The 16,476-nt window shown below is 65.8% G+C and carries 12 protein-coding genes; all 12 read right to left on the reverse strand.

The features are described from left to right. Positions 1–18 precede the first annotated feature (18 nt). Positions 19–1,083, reverse strand: coding sequence for a serine/threonine-protein kinase (locus tag AC3RCP_RS00245; RefSeq protein ID WP_492570563.1), 1,065 nt, complete (start codon positions 1,081–1,083; stop codon positions 19–21). After that, complete coding sequence (locus AC3RCP_RS00250; RefSeq protein ID WP_007930264.1) at positions 1,080–1,808, reverse strand: PP2C family protein-serine/threonine phosphatase; 729 nt, start codon at positions 1,806–1,808, stop codon at positions 1,080–1,082. The genes AC3RCP_RS00245 and AC3RCP_RS00250 overlap by 4 nt, the downstream gene beginning before the upstream one ends. Beyond that, on the reverse strand, positions 1,808–5,335 hold the full coding sequence (tssM, locus tag AC3RCP_RS00255) for a type VI secretion system membrane subunit TssM (protein WP_492570562.1): 3,528 nt from the start codon (positions 5,333–5,335) through the stop codon (positions 1,808–1,810). Before tssM ends, AC3RCP_RS00250 begins: the two co-directional genes overlap by 1 nt. Before the next feature lie 14 nt (positions 5,336–5,349). Beyond that, on the reverse strand, positions 5,350–6,219 hold the full coding sequence (gene icmH / locus AC3RCP_RS00260; protein WP_007930266.1) for a type IVB secretion system protein IcmH/DotU: 870 nt from the start codon (positions 6,217–6,219) through the stop codon (positions 5,350–5,352). 5 nt (positions 6,220–6,224) lie between these two features. After that, entirely contained in the window at positions 6,225–7,556 is a 1,332-nt protein-coding gene (gene tssK / locus AC3RCP_RS00265; protein WP_007930267.1) for a type VI secretion system baseplate subunit TssK, read from the reverse strand. A gap of 2 nt (positions 7,557–7,558) precedes the next feature. After that, positions 7,559–8,059, reverse strand: a complete 501-nt coding sequence (gene tssJ / locus AC3RCP_RS00270) for a type VI secretion system lipoprotein TssJ (RefSeq protein ID WP_007930268.1) — start codon at positions 8,057–8,059, stop codon at positions 7,559–7,561. Between the two features lie 5 nt (positions 8,060–8,064). Then, positions 8,065–9,258: a type VI secretion system-associated FHA domain protein TagH gene (gene tagH / locus AC3RCP_RS00275; RefSeq protein WP_101336282.1), complete on the reverse strand. Its 1,194-nt coding sequence runs from the start codon at positions 9,256–9,258 to the stop codon at positions 8,065–8,067. 17 nt (positions 9,259–9,275) lie between these two features. Next, positions 9,276–9,416: a hypothetical protein gene (locus AC3RCP_RS00280; RefSeq protein ID WP_007930271.1), complete on the reverse strand. Its 141-nt coding sequence runs from the start codon at positions 9,414–9,416 to the stop codon at positions 9,276–9,278. A 95-nt stretch (positions 9,417–9,511) separates the two neighbouring features. Beyond that, positions 9,512–11,029, reverse strand: a complete 1,518-nt coding sequence (locus tag AC3RCP_RS00285; protein WP_062824223.1) for a sigma-54 interaction domain-containing protein — start codon at positions 11,027–11,029, stop codon at positions 9,512–9,514. A 10-nt stretch (positions 11,030–11,039) separates the two neighbouring features. After that, a complete protein-coding gene (gene tssH, locus AC3RCP_RS00290; protein ID WP_007930275.1) occupies positions 11,040–13,694 on the reverse strand; it encodes a type VI secretion system ATPase TssH in 2,655 nt (884 codons plus the stop codon). Between the two features lie 11 nt (positions 13,695–13,705). Beyond that, the gene (gene tssG / locus AC3RCP_RS00295) at positions 13,706–14,713 is read right to left on the reverse strand and encodes a type VI secretion system baseplate subunit TssG (protein WP_007930277.1); all 1,008 of its coding nucleotides are present in this window, start codon (positions 14,711–14,713) and stop codon (positions 13,706–13,708) included. Beyond that, positions 14,677–16,464 carry a type VI secretion system baseplate subunit TssF gene (tssF, locus tag AC3RCP_RS00300; RefSeq protein ID WP_101336283.1) on the reverse strand — a complete coding sequence of 596 codons (1,788 nt, stop codon included), beginning with the start codon at positions 16,462–16,464 and terminating at the stop codon, positions 14,677–14,679. The genes tssG and tssF overlap by 37 nt, the downstream gene beginning before the upstream one ends. Between the last annotated feature and the right edge of the window lie 12 nt (positions 16,465–16,476).

A 16,476-nucleotide genomic window follows, 5' to 3' on the forward strand; every position in this document is an offset into this window, starting at 1 on the left:
TTGCTCCCTGTTCGATGGTCATCCGTTACGCCGATGGAACCAGCGTTGCAGCCAGGACGAATCCGCGCGCATGGCGTCGCGCAATGCTTGGGCGGAAATGGTGCGCTCCGCCGCGTCGAGGGCCAGCGCCGCGCGCAGGGCTGGCCAACAGTGTCTGGGTAGATGCCTGGGCGCCTGCAGCGAGCGGTCCAGGCGTTCGTCGCGGGCCTGGGTCGACGGCAACCGGCGATACGGGTGCTTGCCGCAGGCCAGCTCATAGATCACACAGGCCACCGCGTACAGATCGGCGCTGGCCGACAAGGCCCCGCCCTCCAGCAATTCGGGGGCGGCATAGCCGGGCGTCCAGGCGTTGAAGCGGCTGCGGCTCAGTTGCGGCAGGCCGGGAAGGATGCCCTCCTCGGCCTGGCTCAGGCCGAAGTCGAACAGCCGCACGCCGTCTTCGCAGAGCATCACGTTGCTCGGCTTCAGGTCGCCGTGCAGCACACCGCGAGCGTGGCTGTACGCCAGGGCATCGAGCAGTGGCCGCACCACATCGCGCAGCTCTTTCCACGGCAGCCCCAACGGCCGCTCGCAGAGCAGTTTGTCCAGGGTCAGGCCGCGCATCAGCTCCATGGTGATGAAGGCGCGCTGGCACTGGGTGTCCACCTCGAAGCTGTGCAGGCGCACGACGTTCGGGTGGCGCAGGCGTCGGGTCAGGGCGAACTCGCTGTAGAGCAAGGCGCTGGCATCCGGCGTCTCGGAAAATTCTTCGCTCATGACTTTGAGCGCTATGTAAGGGTCGGGATCGCCGAACTGCTCATGCAGCAGATCCCGCGCGCGGTAGACCGCGCCCATGCCACCGGCCCCGAGCAGGCGCTCGAGGCGGTAACGTCCGGCCAATACGTCCGGCAACCCGCCCACCGGCACCACGGCCTGGGCCTTGGAACGGGGGCGGTTCCTGGAGCGGTTGCGGCCTTTGCCCTTGGCCTTGGGCGCCACGGGACGCGGCGCCTCATTAGCCTTGGCGAAGGCGAAATAGGTCAGGTTGCTGGCCTCTTCCTCGCTCATCAGGATGTTATCCAGACCGGATTTGAGATCACTCATTGGCGGATCACCACGGCTGTCAGGTTGTCCCGCGCCGAACCACGCAGGGCGCCGTCGAACAGACGCTCCAGCGCCACTTGCGGCGAAGCCAGGCTCAAGGCATTGCCCAGCGCGTCGCTGGTCAGGCCCTGGTACAGGCCGTCGCTGCACAGCAGGAAGGCATCGCCGGGGTAGACCTGCAGCTCCAGCACATCCAGGGTCAGCTGCTCGCTGGCGCCCACCGCCCGGGTCAGGGCATTGGCCGCCGGATGGGCCCGCGCCTGCTCGACGCTCATCTGCTGCTCGTCGATCAGTTGCTGCTGCAGCGAATGGTCCTTGGACAGCTGGTACAGACGCTGCCCGCGCCACAGGTAACAGCGGCTGTCGCCGGCCCAGATGCACGCCGCGCGGTCACCTTCCAGCAACAGCGCGACCACGGTGCTGCCCATGATGCTGTCGTGGCGCTCGGCGGTGACGGTCAACTCCTGGCCCAGGCGCCGGTTGAGCCAGTGCAGGCACTGGCGCAGGCCCTTGAGCCGCTCGTCGAAGCTGTCTTGCGCCGGCAACTCGGCCAGGCTGGCGACGATCAACTGGCTGGCGATGTCGCCACCCTGATGCCCGCCCATGCCGTCCGCGACCACCCAGAGCCCCTGCTCCGGACAGTCGAGGAAGGCATCTTCGTTGCGCGCCCGAACCTTGCCCGGGTCGGTACGCGCAGCGCTGCGCCAGGTACTGGCAACCAGCATCAGAGCTGCACCGGCATGCGGAAGGTACGCAGCACGCCCATGTCGAACGGGTTCGGCGTGCGCTGGCTCATCAGCAGGTAGTTGGCGCGCAGGCCGCCCAGGTCGGCCTTGAGCACCAGCACGTCACGGCCGGTCAGGTACTCGGTCTGCATCAGGTCGAACAGACGGAACAGCGACCAGGGGCCGGTGTTCTTTTCGATACCCACCGGGCGCCCGGCCATCTTGTCCAGCACCAGGCTGGTGCGACCGTCTTCGGCATCGGTCGGCCACTTGAAGGACACCGGCACGATCGGGCCATGGCGGTATTCCATGGTCTTGTCGCCGAAGCGGAACTCGGAACGGCTCACCGCCGGGTCCAGGGTGTAGGGCTCCAGCTTGAACTGCACCTGCGGCTCCGCCGGGTTCTCCGAGAAGAAGCTCTGGCGGATCACCTGGGCGGCGGCCATCTGGTCGAGGTAGACCTTGGACATCGGCAGGCTGTGGCCGTCGATGCTGCGCAGGCGGTAGTTGCCCGGATCGCCGCTGACGAAAGGCCGCATGTAGTTTTCGAAGAAGCGATCGGCGATGCCCTGGGCCTTGAAGAACTCGCGGAAGTCGCTGATGGCGACATCGCTGGTGCTGTGGGCGCTGAACGGATAACGCTTGCTGATGGCCTTGCCGTAGAAGCTGTACAGCTCGCTCTGATAGCGCTGGTTGAGGTACTGGTAGGAGTCGTTGAGCACCAGGCGCCAGGTGTCTTCCGCCAGCACGTTGAACCACACGCTCACCGGACGCGGCAGGCGCACCGAGGCGTTGCGCAGGTTGCTCAGGGCATCGCGCTGGCCGCTCATGCGGGTCTTGGCCATTTCGAACGCCGCCTGCTCGGGCGCGCTGGCACGGGCCAGGCCGGCCAGTTGCAGTTGCAGGTCGTTCAACGCTTGCAGCGCTGGCGTCAGGTCCGCCGCCGGGCCGTTGTTGTCATCCAGCAGGCGGTGCAGCGGTTCGAAGCGACGTTGCAGCGACTTCTTCGCGGTGTCCGGCAGGTTCTTGGCCAAAGCTTCCTGGGCCTTGCCCGCGGCAGCCGCCGCGACCTTGCCCAGCGCCCCGCCCTTCTCGGCGGCTTTATCCGCCGCGGCGGTCACGTCTTCGGCGCTTTCGGCGATGGCCTGGAAGCGGGTGTTCTCACGCACTTCCACCAACAGTTGCAGCACCGGCGAGTTGGCCGAGGTCAGGCCAGCGACCTGATCGGCGCCTTCGCCGGCATCGTTGAACGGCTGCAGGCCGACCTGGCCCACTGCTTCGCTCCAGAAGTTGGCGTAGTCGCGGAAGTACAGCTGCTCCAGCTCCACCATCAGGCGGCGCAGGTCCATGCCGCTGATGCCGCTGCCTTCGCCCAGCACCCAGTTGTCACGCAGGATATCGGTGACCAGCGCCGTGCCCTGGACCGAGAAATACTGCTGGTAACCCTGCTGGGTGTAGAAGCCCGGGATCGCGTAGTCGGTGCCGACAAACAGGCTGCCCTGCGGCCCCAGGTGCTGGCTCAGGCGGTACTCCGGCAGGCTCCGCGCCTGTTCGCGCAGCACGCGATAGACCACGTTGGCCAGCGACTCGCTGCGCAGCACCTGGCGCGCCTGGGCCACCAGCGTGTCGTTGAGCGGGTAGCTGAACGGCAGCTTGAGCAGGCGTTCGAAGTGCGCGCCCAGGCCGTTCTGCACCGCGGTGTTGCCGGCGTAGCGCGTCGACCAGTCAGTCGCCACCCAATCCTTGAGCCAGGACGGATCGCGGCGATCCTGCATGTTCAGCATCAGGTACGCCCGCAGGCTGTTGAGCAGGCGGTCGCGGTCGCGCATGTTGCTGCGGATCTGCCCTTCGAGCATCTGCGCCACCCGTGGCAACAGCTGCGCTTGCAGCTCACGCTCGTAGGCGCTGAGCACCACCGGGTTGCTTTCCTCGCCCTGGTACAGGCCGACCCGCTCGTGCAGCGAGACGTCGCCCTTGGCCGGGAACACCTTGGTGGCTTCGAAGCTGGTGTCCAGGGTCTTGAGCGCCGCCATCGCGTCGTCGCGGGCGGTCAGCGCGGTGCGCTGCTGGTTCCAGTTCTGCGCCAGGGAGCGCAGGTTTTCCAGGCGCTCGTAGTTGGCGGAGAAACCGCCGGCCCAGAGCAGGCCGAACAAGGCCAGGGCCACCAGCGCGCCAACGTACAGCGCACGCTGGCCCCAATGGATGCGATTACGCTCGCGCTTGTCCAGGCCAGCCAGGTCGGCCTCGGGGAAAATCACCCGGCTCAGCAGGTGGTGAATGAAGCGCGAACGGCCGCTGCGCAGGGTCGGCAGCACGCCGGCCGCCATGCCCAGGCTGGCGCCGATGCTGGCGGTGTCGGGGTCGAGCTTTTCGGTCAGGTGCGGCGCGCTGGTCAGGTAGAAACCGCGCAGCTGGCTGGCCCGCTGGTAGCGGTTGCCGGTGAACGCCATGTCGACGAACAGGCACAGGCGCTCGCCGATCTGGCCCAACTGGTGCGGGAAGTCGAGGATGCGGCCACGGCGCTGGGTGTCGCGCTCCTGGTGCATGCGCATGATCACCTGGCTGTTCAGGCGCCGCAGCAGCTCTTCGAACTCCTGGCGCAGCACGGCGACGTCGGTGCCGTTCTGTTCCTTGCGGAAGCTGGTGCCGAGCACCTGGTCGCTTTCCTCGCGGCTCAGCTGGTCGAAGAACTCGTCGAAGCCCAGCAACTGGTCGGCCTTGCTCAGCACCAGGTACACCGGCACATCGACATGCAGTTTCTGATGCACGTCCTGCAGGCGCGCGCGGACCTGGCGCGCCAGGGTCTCGAGATCCTGCTCGTTGCCACTCAGCAGCAGCTCCACCGGAATGGTCACCAGCACGCCATTGAGCGGACGCCCGCGACGGCGCTTGCGCAGCAGGTTGAGCAAGGTGCTCCAGGCGCTGGCGTCGACTTCCGCGTCGGGCTGGGTCAGGTAGCGGCCGGCGGTGTCGATCAGCACGCCGTGGTCGGCGAAGTACCAGTCGCAATGCCGGGTGCCGACGGTGTCGCGGGTCAGCTTGCGGTCGATCTTGTTGATCGGGAACTCAAGGCCCGAGAAGTCCAGCAGGCTGGTCTTGCCGCTGCTCTGCGGACCGATCAGCAGGTACCAGGGCAGGTCGTTGCGCCAGCGCTCGCTGCGCCCGCGGTACAGGCTGGAGGTCTTGAGGGTGCGCATGGCTTCCTTGAAGCGGCTGCGCAGCTCTTTCTGTTCCTCGTCGATCAGCTCTTCGCGGCGCAGGCGTTCCTGGCCGTCTTCGCTGTCTTCCATTTCTTTCTTGCGGACCCCGGCGCGCCAGCTGACGAAGACCATGGTCAGGCCCCAGATCAGGAACAGCACGCTGATGGTCAGCAGGCGCGAGGTCGCGCTTTCCCAGAACTTGTAGTCGTTGACCGCCAGCAGCGGCCCGACGAACCACACCAGCAGTGCCACGAACAGCACCAGCAACAGCGTCCAGACCCACGTCTTGCGCAGGAAGGCGCCGACTTTCTTGAAGAAGTTTTTCATCACACGTCCCTGTATTACGGCTGGGGCTGGACCACGGCCGGGTCAAGCTGCTGATAAGGTTGCAGAACGGTCTCGCGCTGCTCGCCCAGAACCCAGGCGAACCCCGAATACATCACCACCAGGCAGACCACCGTGAACAGCGCGACCATCCACCACGGCACGATGCGCACCAGGCTGCGGCGCTTGTCGTGCAAGCCTTCCCAGTGTGGCGACAGCTCGCGCGGCACGTCGCCACGCAGCTGGCGGATCTGCCGGTACAGCGCATCGCGAATGCCTTCGAGTTCGAGCATGCCGCGGGCCATGACCCGGTACTTGCCCTCGAAGCCCAGCGACAGGCACAGGTACATCAGCTCCAGCATCGGCAGGTGCTTGACCGGGTTCTTCGACAGCCGGTCCAGCAGCTGGAAGAACTTCTCGCCACCGAAGGTCTCGTTGTGGAAGCTGCTGAGCAGGCTCATCTGCGACCACTCGCTTTCATTGCCCCACGGGGTGGTGACCACCGCCTCGTCGACCACGGTGCACAGTACGTAGCGGGCGGCCATGACCTGGCTGCTTTCGGCGCCGTTGTGCAGGGCGCGCACCTCGAACAGCTTCAGGGCCGAGGTCAGGCGCTCGTTGAGCGCGTACAGGTCTTCGCGGGTGTCGCTGTGCTTGAGGCGCACCACTTCCGACAACAGGTCCGAGGCCGCCGCCACCAGCGCGTTCAGGCTGATGTTGAAGGCCTCGGCCGGGCGCAGGCGCGCGGCGTAGATCATCCGCTCTTCCAGTTGCTCGAAGCGCGGCGGCGCGGCGAAATCGGTCAGCGGACTCTGCGCCGGGCCATGGCCCTGGCGATCGAGCAGGACGGTCTTGTCGTCCTGGTTGTGTTCCATGTCCTTGATCATGTCGGTCAGTTCCTGATGGCCCAGAATTTCAGTTCAAGCTCGGCGAATTCGCCGGACACGTGGAAGGCGAAACCGCCGGAACGCTCCAGTTGCGCCAGGTCTTCGGAACTGAGTTCGAGGATGAAATAGGTTTTGTTGGAGTGGAACGCGATCTGCCGTGGCGCCACCGGCAAGGGTTTGACCTTGATCCCCGGCAGGTGCAGGTTGACCAGCTGGCGAATCCGCTCCACCGGGCCGACCTTGAGGTGCGCCGGCAAGCGATGGCGCAGTTCTTCGGAGTCGCAGTTGGCACTGGCGGCCAGGACGAACGAGGCCGACCCCAGCAGCTTGTGGTCGTGCAACGGCGACACGATGATCCCGTACTGACGCGCCTGCAGCACCAGCTCGATGGCGTGCTGTTCGAGCACCATCGACAGCACCTGGCGGATCGCGTCCATCAACTTGCGAAAGCTCGCGCCCTGGTCGCTGTGCTGGTAGCGGCTGTCCAGGCGCGGGCGCTTGCTGTCGCTGGCGAAGGTCGCCAGATCGCCGAGCATGGTCAGCAGCGTGCGATACAGCTCTTCCGGGTGCACCTGCTCCAGGCCCAGGTAGTGGCGCAGCAGCAGTTCGGTGCGGTTGATCAGTTGCAGCATCATGAAGTCGCCGACTTCGGCGCCGCCGACCTTGCCGTTGGAGCGGATCCGGTCGGCGATGGTGTCGCCGCGGTGGCTGAGCATGCTGATCACTTCTTTCAGGCACGACAGCAGGTAGCTCGAGGCATGAGCGTGGATGAAGGTCGGCACGAAGTCCGGGTCGAGGCTGATCACCCCGTCGGGCGTGGTGTCGAGGACTTCGCAGAGCTTGAGCTTCACATAGGCCTGGTCGCTCTGTTGCTCGCCCAGCAACAGGCGGAAGTCCGGCCGGGCGCAACTGACCTGGCTGCTGGAATCGTCGCCGGCGTTGGAGTCGGCCACTTCCGCCTCGTAGGCGGTGTAGCGCGCCAGCACATCGGACTGCTCCGGACGGCGCGACTCGATGTGGTTGCCGGTCACCAGCGGCAAGGCCAGGTAGACCGGGGTGTTACCGGTGTTCGGCGGCACGTCGAGGGCCAGCGGTTCGGTGTTGCCGCCAAGCTCGAACAGGCTGCCGTCAGGCAGGATGCCGGAGGCCTGGCTGATCACCAGCTTGCCCATGTTGAGGAACTGCAGGTCGATCTCCAGGCTCAGGAAACCCCAGGAATAACTGCCCAGCAACTGGGTGCGGGTTTTCATCTGGTAGTCGTAGTAGCGATCGTTGTGCTGGAAGTGCTGCGGGCGCAGCAACATGCCTTCCTGCCAAATGACTTTATGCACGTTCATGATTACTTGTCCGCCTTGGCGAGCGTTGCGTTGCTGGTGCGGATACCGGCCTGGTCGAGGGTCAGATCGGCTTCGGTCAGCTCCACCGGAGTGAGCTGCACCACATAGCGCCACTGGGCTTCGGAGATATCGCGGTAGGCCGCCAGCACGCCGACGTAGCGGCTGCCTTCTTCGACGCTGAGCTTGAGTTCCACGGTTTCACCCGGGCGCAGTTCCAGTTCTTCGCTGGCCACCATGTCCGGCGCCAGGGACTCCTTGGCGCGCTCGTAGAGGCTGAAGAAATCGGCGTTCTCGAAGGCCACCGGATGCTTGAGCTCGATCAGCCGCACCACGATCGGCGACGGGCGACCGTTGAGGTCCGGGTTGAGCTGGTCGCTGGCGGTCAGTTTGAGGTTGAGCTTGGTCATGGTCGAGTACGGCGACAGCGACGAGCAGCCGGCCAGCAACGCCAGGGCGGTCAGCATGGCCAGCGTCTTGAGTAACAGGGTCGAGCAGCGAGACATGCGCATCATCCTTGGTGTTCGGTGTGAAGGGTGGAGATCAGGCGGATCTGTTCTTCGTAGGCCTGGGCGAAGTCACGGGCCAGCAGGCGTTCGCTCCAGTCATCGTCCTGACGCAGGGCCTGGTGATAGCGGTTGTAGGCTCTCCAGCGGCTGCCGGAGGTGGCCAGCAACGGCTTGTTGTCGCGCTCGAAACGCAGGGTCAGCTGCTGCGGCGAGAAATGCTCGAGGGTGCCGCGCACGGCCGCGCGGCTGGCGGTCAGCAGCGCCACCTGATGCGCCTGCAGATCGCGGAAGGCACGGGAGATCGCCTGCTCGGCCGGCAACTGGCCGGGTTTGTTGCCTTGCAGCAGGATGCCCAGCGCTTCGCTGGCGTCCACGGCGAACTTCAGTGGGTTCTTGCTGCCGCCCTGGGCGGTGGTCAGGGCCAGGCGCAGTTCGTTTTTCAGCTCGCTGCGGGTGCGCAGGCTCTGCTGCAGGCCGCCGATGCTTTGCTTGAGCAGGCGCGCGGCATCGATTGCCAGGGCTTCGCGGGCGTCGTGATCGAGGCCTTTGAGGTCCACCCCCAGCGCCGCGCCGAAATGCTCCCAGAAGCCTTCGCTCTGGCGTTCCACCGGGGCCGGCTCGACGGCGACCGGTGCCTCGGGCTGCGCCACCAGTTCCGGCACCAGCAGGCTTTCCATGTCGATGCGCGCATAGTCCGCGCGCTGGCGTGGTTCCTGGCGCGGCGTGTTGAGCGCGGTCAGCTCGTCGATTTCCGAATACACCCGCTCCTGCTGATCCAGCGCGTTGAGCGGGTCGAGGTCGAGGAATGCGTCATCGGGAATGATGCTGCCAGCGGCCTGCGGACGCCCGACTTCGGTGTCGAAGGTCGCCGGATCGCGCACCAGGCGCGCGCGGATCTCGAAATCCCCCAGCACATAGACGCTGCCGTGCTCGATACGCTGCGGCTCGCCCTTGCGCAGGCGCGCGCCGCTGTCGCTGGCCTGGATACCATTGCTGCTGGTATCGGTGAGGAAGAACGTACCGTCGCGGTAGCTGACGATCGCGTGGTGATTGGACAGGTGACGCTTGCGGTCCGGAATGATCCAGTCGCAATCCTCGCCCCGCCCGATCACCCCGCCGGCCTGCTTGAAGGTTTTGCTGCTCAACTCCGTGGGCACGAACTGCTTGGTGTTCAGCATTTCGAAAACCAGTTCCATGATGATGCTCCTTGCGGTCACTTGCCGCGATTGACCGCCTGCGGATCACCCAATGGGCGATAGGTGTTGTCGTTGAATTTGTAATTGCCGCTACAGCCGCCGAGGCCGCTGAGAACGATCAGAGCCAGCAGGGCGGCTTGCCAGTGACGAACAGACATCAGAGGGTCTCCATGGGTAGACAATGCACAAAGCGCCGACCCTTGCGGGCGACGCCTGGCGAAACGAAAAAGGCGCTGGGGAAAGTCATGTCGCGCTAACCCTCGAAGTCGCCAAGATTGATGTTCAGCCGCCCGAGGCGGTACAGCAGCGTGCGCCTGGGCAACCCCAGCTCGCGGGCCGCCAGGGTCTGGTTGCCGTCGTTCTTGCGCAGGCAATCGAGCAGCAGATGACGCTCGACCTTCTCCAGGCGTTCGCGCAGGTTCAGCCCGGGTTCCTCCGGCAACGCTTCGATGCTCAGGGAGAAATGCTCGGCCAGCAGCTCGCCGCCTTCGCACAGCAGCACCGCCCGCTCCACCAGGCCCTTGAGCTCGCGCACGTTGCCCGGAAAGGTGTAGCCCGAGAGGTGATTGAGGGCGGTTTCCGACCAGCTCACCGGGTCGCGCTGGAGGAAGGCGCAGGCCTTGTCGGCGAAGTGCCGGGCCAGGTCGAGGATGTCGCCTTCGCGCTGGCGCAGGGCCGGCAGCTCGATCGGGAACTGCGCCAGGCGGTAGTACAGGTCCTCGCGGAACTTGCCCTCGCTGACCAGCACCGCCAGGTCGCGGTGGGTCGCGGCGATGATGCGCACGTCGATCTTGTGGGTGTCGTTGGAACCCAGCGGACGGATCTCGCCCTCCTGCAGCACGCGCAGCAGCTTGGCCTGCAGGGACAGCGGCATGTCGCCGATTTCGTCCAGTAACAGGGTGCCGCCATTGGCCGCGTCGAACAGCCCCGGACGGTCGCGATCGGCGCCGGTGAAGGCGCCCTTGCGGTAGCCGAACAGCTCGCTCTCCAGCAGGTTCTCCGGGAACGCCGCGCAGTTCTGCACGATGAACGCCTGGGAGCGTCGCGGGCCGTAGTCGTGGATGGCCCGCGCCACCACTTCCTTGCCGGTGCCGGTCTCGCCGCGCAGCAATACGGTGTAGGGGCTGTGCAGCACCTTGCTGATCAACTGGTAGGTCTGGCGCATGGCCGTGCTGTTGCCGATCAGCCCGTAGCCGCTGGCGCTGACCGGGGTGCTGGCCACCGGCGCCGCGTCGCCCACCGGACGCCGCAGGCGTTGCAGCAGGTGCAATTGCCCGAGCACGAACGAGCCCAGCTGGCCCATGGAATCGGCGAAGCCCTGCAGGTCGACATGTTCGCGACTGGCGCACAGCAGCAGGCCCTCGACAGCCTTTTGCGTGTTCACCAGCGGCACGCACAACAGCGACTGCCAGGGCGTGTCCCGGGCCGGCAGAAAACTGGTTTCGTGCAGGCTGCCGCTCAACCCCACCAGGCTCACCACGCGGTTCTGGCACAGGGCGAACTGCAGCAACTGCTCACCGTTGTAGTCCGCCGGCAGGCTTGCCGCTTCCCGCGGTTGCAGGATGCCGCCCAGGCATTCGGCGCTGAGGCCGAGCCGGGTATGAGTGGCATCGAGCAGGTACAGCTGGCTCAGCTCGCAACCGCTGAGCCCGGCCACACCGCGCACGAAATCGCCCAGCAGCGCGCCACCGTCGGCCGCCCGCGACAGGCTGGCGAACTGCGCCAGCAGCGCCTCGGCGTAGATCAGCGGTTGCGGTACACGAGTGAACATCACACCCACCTCAGGCGAACTCGCAGGTCACGCCGCCGCTGCTGTCGAGCGTCGCGTGCACGCGCTTGAGGTTCTCGCCGGTGGCCATGGCGTCCAACAGGCGGTCGGCCACCAGCGGCAGTACGTGCAGATCGAGCAAATGATCGATCAGGCGCGCGCCGCTTTCGCTCTGGGTGCAGCGCTCGGCCAGATGGTCGACCAGGTTCTGGCAGTGAGTGAAATCCAGCTGGCGACGGTTCAGGCGTTCACCTAAACGGCCCAGCTTGATTTCGATCAGTTCGCGCAGCACCGGGCCGCCCACCGGGTAGTACGGCACCACGCGCATGCGCGCCAGCAGCGCCGGCTTGAAGTGCTTGCTGAGCACCGGGCGAATGGTCTCTTCCAGGGTCTCGGCGCTCGGCCGCTCGCCGTTCTCGCACAGCGCGCTGATGCGGTCGCTGGCCAGGTTCGAGGTCATCAGGATCAGCGTGTTGCGGAAGTCGATCTCGCGCCCTTCGCCGTCGTTGGCCACGCCTTTATCGAAGATCTGATAGAACAGGTTGAGCACGTCCGGGTCGGCTTTCTCGACCTCGTCGAGCAGAATCACCGAATAGGGTTTCTGCCGCACCGCCTCGGTGAGCATCCCGCCCTCGCCGTAGCCGACGTAGCCTGGAGGCGCGCCGATCAGGCGCGACACGGTGTGCTTCTCCTGGAACTCGGACATGTTGATGGTGGTGATAAAGCGGTCGCCGCCGTACAGCAGGTCGGCCAGGGCCAGGGCGGTTTCGGTCTTGCCGACGCCGCTCGGGCCCACCAGCAGGAACACGCCCACTGGCGCGTCCGGCTTGTTCAGGCCAGCGGCGGTGGCGCGCATCGAACGATCCAGGGCGTGCACCGCCTGCTCCTGACCACGAATGCGCGCGCGCAGGTCGGTGGCGAAACTCGCGACCTTGGCGTTGTGCTCGCGGGCCAGTTGCGTCAGCGGCACGCCGGTCCAGGCACTGATCACTTCGGCCACCAGGCGCGGGCAGACTTCGAAGCTGACCAGGCGCTCCTGGCTCTGGGCATCGCTCAGGGCGCGATGGGTTTCGTTGAGGGCGGCTTCCAGCGCCTCGACGCTCTGCCCCTCTTCCACTTCGGCGGCGAGGGTCTCGATCACCGTGCCTTCGGCATCTTCTTCAACGCTGACGGTCGGCTCGACCGCCGCGGCCTCGCGGGCCTTGGCCAGTTGCTGGCGCAGTTCGAGCAGGCGCTCGGCCAAGGTGCGCTGTTCGCTCCACAGGGTTTCCAGGGCTTGCTGCTCGGCCTCGGCCTCGGCCAGGCGGGCCTCCAGCGCGTCCAGGGCTTCCTGGTCGATCACCAGGCCGGCCTCGGCGTCGCGGCGCAGCGCCTGACGCTGACGGCCACCTTCGGCCAGCTCGCCACGCAGGCGCTCCAGGCTCTCCGGCGCCGCCGCCAGGCTGATGCGCACCCGGGCACAGGCGGTGTCGAGCACGTCCACCGCCTTGTCCGGCAGTTGGCGGCCGGCCAGGTAGCGGGCCGACAGTTCGGCCGCGGCCACCACCGCGTCGTCGCGCAGGTAGATACCGTGGCTTTTCTCGTAGACCTGGGCCAGGCCACGCAGGATGGTCACCGCCTCGCTGACGGTCGGCTCGTGCAACTGCACCGGCTGGAAGCGACGGGCCAGGGCCGGGTCTTTCTCGAAGTACTTCTTGTACTCGGCCCAGGTGGTGGCGGCGATGGTGCGCAGCTCGCCACGGGCCAGGGCTGGCTTGAGCAGGTTGGCCGCGTCGGAGCCGCCGGCGTTGCCACCGGCGCCGATCAGGGTGTGGGCTTCGTCGATAAACAGAATGATCGGCTTAGGCGAAGCCTTGACCTCGTCGATCACGCCCTTGAGGCGGCGCTCGAACTCGCCCTTCACACTGGCGCCCGCTTGCAGCAGGCCCATGTCCAGCGACAGCAGCTCGACGCCCTTGAGCACTTGCGGCACTTCACCGGCGGCGATGCGCGAGGCCAGGCCTTCGACCACCGCGGTCTTACCGACACCGGCTTCGCCGACCACGATCGGGTTGTTCTTGCGGCGACGGGCAAGGATGTCGACCATCTGGCGGATCGCGCCATCGCGGCACAGCACCGGGTCAAGCTTGCCCTCGCGCGCCTGCTGGGTCAGGTTGTGGGTGAAGCGCTGCAACAGCGATTCGCCCGGCGCTGCCGGCTTGCCGCTGGCCGGCTCTTCCTTCTGTGACAGGGCGAAATCCTTCAGGCGCTCGATGTTCAGCTTGGCCAGCAGCGGCTGGTAACGGCTACCGGCATAACGCATCGGGTTGCGCAGCAGCGCGAGGATCAGCGCCGCCTGCTCGACCTGGCTCTGGCCCAGTTCGAGGTTGGCCACCAGCAAGGCGTCCTGCAGCCACTGCACCAGCTCCGGGGCGAACACCGGGTTGCGCGAGGCACTGTGTTCGACCCGCGATTGCAGCGCCGCGCTCAGCTCGCCGGCATCCACTTCGGCGTCCTGCAACGCGCGTGCGAGCAAGCCTTGCGGACGCTCCAGCAAGCCCAGCAGCAGGTCTTCGACCAGGATCTTGCTGCCGCCCCGGGCAACACAACGTTCGGCGGAGCTTTCCAGGTCACGGCGGGTTTCGGCGTCCAGCGCCTGGATCAGTTGCTGCAGGTCTACGTTGATCATGTCATCTGTCCTTAATGAATTTTGCTGCCCAGGGTCACCACGCCGTCCGCGCGTTCGCGGCCGAGCCAACTGGTCCACCCCAGGCGACAGGCGTTCTGCTCACCGATGCGCAGTTCGCGGATTTCTTCCTGGCGCAGGACCAGGCGAATGTCGTAGTCCAGCGGGTCACGCAGGGTGAACCGCACCAGCGCGCACAGCGGCTGGTAGCCGAAACCGATCGGCAGGAATTCGTGGAAGCGTTGCCAGTCGAGCTGGCGGATATGGATGCGGAACTTGCCGCTGCGGTCGCGCACCCGTTCGCCCAGCACCAGGTCTTCGCCGAGCTGGCTGTTGGCGCGGCCGAGGCGGTTGCGCTGCTCTTCGAGAATCTCCACCCGGCGCTCGATGCACTGCTCGATCACCAGGTCCGCATGCTTGAAGTAGTAGCGCAGCACGGCCTCGATCAATGCCGCCGAGTGGGCCCGCAGGCTGAGCAGGCCGAGGTACGGCAGCAGGCGCTTCCAGTTCAGTTCCTTGGCCTTGCGGATGTCTTCGCCGCCGAGGCCGATCAGGGCGAACAGCTGGGCGGAAAACGGGTCGAGCGCGCCGCTCTTGAAGCTGGCGCGGTAACGGTACTTGCGCCAGATCGGCAGCATCAGCCGTTGCAGGCGATGGTGGAACAGGTCGAGGAAGTTGCGGGTCGGGTTGCCGTCTTCGCTGTCGCCCAGGGCTTGTTCACCGTAGAACGCCGGCAGCGGCGAGCCGGAGCCGAACAGCCCGATCAGGTTGAACCGCAGGCGCGCGCGCATCTGCCCGTGCTCTTCGAAAAACTCCACGCGATCGACGTCGCTGCCAGGGAAACCCAGGCTCGGATTGGCCTGGAATTCCAGCTGGTCGTAGAGATCCTCTTCGCTCAGGCCCGGGTGGGAATCGCGCAGCCGGTCCACCACCAGCAGCACGGCCTGAAACAGCGAGTACTCGCGAATGACCCGGGTCAGCCCGCTTAAAGCAGGGGCTGTAGACCCATACGTGGTGTCCATTGGTACACCTCTCCCTGTGTACTTTTTACCCGCAGCTCGTGGTACGAGTTGAGACTGGCGTAAAGAGCGAAAAACTCGTTGAGAACCGAGGCGAAGACGAACATGTCGCCTTCACCGATATAGCCTTCCGGATCGATGGTCAGCTCGGTGCGCAAACCGCGCAGCGGCAGGCCCCGATGCAGCCGGTCGACATGCTCGTGGCGGATCGACTTGAGCCCGCCCAGCAGACGCTTGCTGACCTTTTCCAGGTGCTGGTCGTAGTAGCGCGGCAAGTCGTAGGTTTCGAGAATCACCTTGAGCGCATCGACGTTGGCCAGCGACAGATAGTTGAGCGACATGTTGCTGATCAGCTTCCACAGGAAGTCGCGGTTCAGCGGTGGCGCGTAGCTCGAGGTGGCCGGGGTGATATTGCGGAAACTGAGGAACTCCGGGGTTTCCTCGCACGCCTGGTTGATCTCGCCGAGCTTGAGCCGGCGCGGCAGGTTCTGGTTGGTGCAGGTCAGCTCGATGGACAGGGTTTCGTGGGCTTCGGTGTGGCGGATGCCGAAGCTCAGGTAAGTGTCCAGGCCGTCGTGCAGCAGCGAGGAACGCTGGCGGATGCTGTAGTGCGGGCGGCTTTGCGGGACGTCGAAACTCGGGTCGTGCTCGAAGGATTCGAACGGCACGTATTCCTGGTAACCCAGGCCGCCGGGCTTCCAGCCGGTCACGGTTTCCACCGAGAACACGCCGCAGTTTTCCAGGTCGTATTCGGCCGGCAGCAGCAGGTACTCGTCCTGCTTGCCGTCGAGGCGGATCGGCAGGGCGTCGTGCTTGAACAGGTTGGCGATCGGCGTGCAATACAGCTTCACGTTGTCCAGGGTCGGCCGCAGGCGCTGGATGCCGCTCTTGCGGATGTCGAAGCGCACTTCCAGGCCGTGCAGCTGCTTGAGGGTGTCCTCCGGCAGCGATTTGAGCAGGTCCAGGCCGTCCAGGTCGACGAACAGGAACTTGTCCTGGAAGGCGAAATACTCCTGCAGGTAGCGATAGCCGCGGAAGGTATTCAGCGGATACGGGATCAACGCCTCTTCCTCGGCAAAGCCCACCGGCTGCACGCGGTTGCCGGGCATCTTGAACGACATGGCATTGCCGCTGACACCCGGGAACGGCTTGCCGTCCATGCCCAGCGGCACCAGCTCGATGCCTTCGAGGTTGCGCAGCAGGCTCAGGTAGAGCATCTGGCTGATGTAGCGCTCGCCCGCCAGGTGCAGGCGCAGACGGCTCAGGTTCAACTCGCCGAGGTGGCCGTCGCAGCTCATCTCCAGGCGCAGGCTGAGCAGCGCGCCGTCGCCTTTCACCGAGTAGTTCAGCGCCGTCAGGTCCAGCGGCAGGACTTCGGTCGGGTAGCAGGTGCGGAAGCGGCAGCGCACGTCATCGATGGGCTTGCTCTCCACCGGCGTATCACGCTCCACGCGCAGGGCCGGCCCGGACTGCTTCAGCGGGTCGAACTGCAGAATGCTGAACGCCGGCAACGGCCGCATGTAGTTCGGCCACAGCAAGTGCATCAGCGAGTGGCTGAGTTCCGGCAGCTCGTCATCGAGCTTCTGTCGCAGGCGACCAGTGAGAAAGGCGAAACCTTCGAGCAGGCGCTCCACATCCGGATCCCGTCCGGCCTGGCCCAGGAACGGCGCCAGGGCCGGACTACGCTCGGCGAAACGGCGACCCAGCTGGCGCAGCGCGGTGAGTTCGCTTTGGTAGTAGTGGTTAAAGGACACGGGTTACCTGCC

It is taken from the genome of Pseudomonas sp. GW822-FHT05A08 (assembly GCF_058800485.1).

What these genes read in the sequence shown, in the direction of transcription:
- tssM (WP_492570562.1), bottom strand. Translation starts at nt 5,335, where the DNA reads ATGAAAAACTTCTTCAAGAAAGTCGGCGCCTTCCTGCGCAAGACGTGG.
- tssK (WP_007930267.1), bottom strand. Translation starts at nt 7,556, where the DNA reads ATGAACGTGCATAAAGTCATTTGGCAGGAAGGCATGTTGCTGCGCCCG.
- AC3RCP_RS00245 (WP_492570563.1), bottom strand. Translation starts at nt 1,083, where the DNA reads ATGAGTGATCTCAAATCCGGTCTGGATAACATCCTGATGAGCGAGGAA.
- tssJ (WP_007930268.1), bottom strand. Translation starts at nt 8,059, where the DNA reads ATGTCTCGCTGCTCGACCCTGTTACTCAAGACGCTGGCCATGCTGACC.
- icmH (WP_007930266.1), bottom strand. Translation starts at nt 6,219, where the DNA reads ATGATCAAGGACATGGAACACAACCAGGACGACAAGACCGTCCTGCTC.
- AC3RCP_RS00280 (WP_007930271.1), bottom strand. Translation starts at nt 9,416, where the DNA reads ATGTCTGTTCGTCACTGGCAAGCCGCCCTGCTGGCTCTGATCGTTCTC.
- tssH (WP_007930275.1), bottom strand. Translation starts at nt 13,694, where the DNA reads ATGATCAACGTAGACCTGCAGCAACTGATCCAGGCGCTGGACGCCGAA.
- tssG (WP_007930277.1), bottom strand. Translation starts at nt 14,713, where the DNA reads ATGGACACCACGTATGGGTCTACAGCCCCTGCTTTAAGCGGGCTGACC.
- tagH (WP_101336282.1), bottom strand. Translation starts at nt 9,258, where the DNA reads ATGGAACTGGTTTTCGAAATGCTGAACACCAAGCAGTTCGTGCCCACG.
- AC3RCP_RS00285 (WP_062824223.1), bottom strand. Translation starts at nt 11,029, where the DNA reads ATGTTCACTCGTGTACCGCAACCGCTGATCTACGCCGAGGCGCTGCTG.
- AC3RCP_RS00250 (WP_007930264.1), bottom strand. Translation starts at nt 1,808, where the DNA reads ATGCTGGTTGCCAGTACCTGGCGCAGCGCTGCGCGTACCGACCCGGGC.